Annotated in this window: 2 protein-coding genes; one reads left to right on the top strand and one right to left on the bottom strand. The window is 63.4% G+C overall.

Annotated elements, in window-relative coordinates:
- On the bottom strand, positions 1-544 hold a 544-nt coding region (locus ORS3428_RS08390), incomplete at its 3' end, for a substrate-binding domain-containing protein (protein WP_157895939.1).
- A 615-nt stretch (positions 545-1,159) separates the two neighbouring features.
- On the opposite strand from ORS3428_RS08390, the gene ORS3428_RS08385 reads away from it, so the two are divergent.
- Positions 1,160-2,038, top strand: an 879-nt coding sequence (locus ORS3428_RS08385; protein ID WP_083355056.1) for a LacI family DNA-binding transcriptional regulator, incomplete at its 3' end; no start/stop codon positions are given.

Here is a 2,038-nt window from a genome sequence, read left to right as displayed (position 1 = left end):
TGGTGCCGGCAAGTCCGTCCTTCATGCCCTGGATGCGTTCCTTGGCGTTGTCGGCGCCGAGCAGGCCGACGAAGCCCAGGCATTTGCCGCCGTTAGGCATGGCCTTCTTGGYGATCTCGGYCGCCTGCTTGCCGGCATCGACGTTGGACGAGCCGATATAGGCGACGCGCTTGGTCTGCGGGGCGTCRCTGTCGGTGGTGAACAGGGCCGTCTCGGACGCAATCTTGTTCAGCCCGTCGGTCGAAGTCTTGGGATCGACCGCGGAAACCATGATGGCCTTCACGCCGRCTGTCACCAGGTCGTCCATCAGGCGCTGCTGGATGGCGACCGACGACTGCTCGGGATATTTGAGCTCGAGATTGTAGTCGGGCAGTTCGCCCTGCGCCTTCTTCACGCCGGCTTCCGCCGCCTTCCAGAAGTCTGACGCGCCGTTGACGACGAAGGCCAGCGTCGGCTTGTCGTCGGCGCGCACGGTTGCGCTCGCCGACAGGCCGAGCAGCAGGGCTGCCGCGGCGACGGATGCATTACGGATCATGGATTTCATGCTTCAACCTCCCTTTGAAACTCATCGCTGATGTCTCGGCTGCGGCCTGGACGCCCTCCTCCTCAAGGGGCTGCCCAAGGTCTGGCAACTTAAGAACAACGYCGATCCAGCCGCGACCAAGACACTAGACACAGATTTGCCATTTCGTAAATAGTCCGATTTGTCTGACATTTTCGTGAGAATAAGGCAGCCCTCTTCCGGCGGCTTGCCGGCCAGCTGATACGTGCCCGTCCCACTTGCCGCCATCGGCCGGAAGCCCCGGACCGATCGCAGCGCGTTGACATTAGGACGCTTACAGCTATTAGTAAAGAGTATTAGTAATGGGTCGGAACCGACGCGTCCGTGGCGACGGAGGCTGCTGCCGGGACCGCCCGCCACGGGAGAGAAAGCTGCGGCGACAGATCCGCCGCCAGCACGGGAATTCTTGGGAATTTGTTGGTTTTTCCATTGGCGTCCGGTCGTTTTTCGTTGACAGACGGAGCGGCTGGCGAGGAAGATGTTGCGTCTGATAATAGTTATTAGCTCAGGCGCGTTTCCAATAAATGCGCTGGGCTTGACCATCTTGCGGTTGCCGCCGGCCTTTGCTTAAGGGCCTGCGGGGATTGGGAAACGACCATGAGCGAACCGACGGAACTGCGCGATCCCCCGGAAACTTCCAGGCGGCGCACCGCCAAGCCCAAGGGTCGCGTCACCATGACCGACATCGCGCGGGCGGCCGGCTGCTCGCAGGCGACGGTTTCCTTCGTGCTCAACAATTCGCCCGGCATCAGGCTGTCGCAGCAGACTCGCGACCGTGTGATCGAGGCGGCGCGGGCGCTCGGCTATTCGCCGCCCGTCTTTTCCGCTCTGCGTCCGCCGGTGACGCCGTTCGACGGGCTGGACGGTGTCATCGGCTTTGCCGTCGACCAGCTCGCCACCAGCCCGGAAGCGGTGGTCGCCATCGAGGGCGCCCGCCAGGCTTCCTGGAATGCCGGCAACGTGCTGCTTGTGGCGCAGACCATGGGCGATGCGGTGATGGAGCCGCGTGCCATCCAGGCGCTCACCCGTCGCGGCATCTCGGCGCTGATCTACATGACCATCTTCACCCGCGAGATCACGGCGCCCGACTTCCTCTACAGCCTCGACATCCCGGTCATCCTGCTCAACTGCTACACTGCCGATTATGCTTTCCCGGCTGTCGTGCCCTCCGAGATCGCCGGTGGCCAGAGCTCGACCCGGCATCTCATCAGCCATGGCCACCGCCGCATCGCCACCATCACCGGCGAGCCCTGGATGCAGGCGRCTCAGGACAGGCTGAAAGGCTATCGCCGTGCTTTAGCCACCGCCGACATCCCCTTCGATCCGGAACTGGTGGTCGAGGGCGACTGGTCGGCGAGCGCCGGCTATGCCGCGACCGTCAAGCTGCTCGCGCTCAAAGATCGTCCGACTGCGATCTTCTGCCAGAACGACCGCACGGCCATCGGCTGCTACGAGGCGCTGAAGGAAGCCGGCCTG

The sequence above is a fragment of the Mesorhizobium sp. ORS 3428 genome (genome assembly GCF_001854785.1).
In the GTDB taxonomy this organism is placed as follows: domain Bacteria; phylum Pseudomonadota; class Alphaproteobacteria; order Rhizobiales; family Rhizobiaceae; genus Mesorhizobium.
This window is presented reverse-complemented; position numbering and strand designations above follow the sequence as displayed.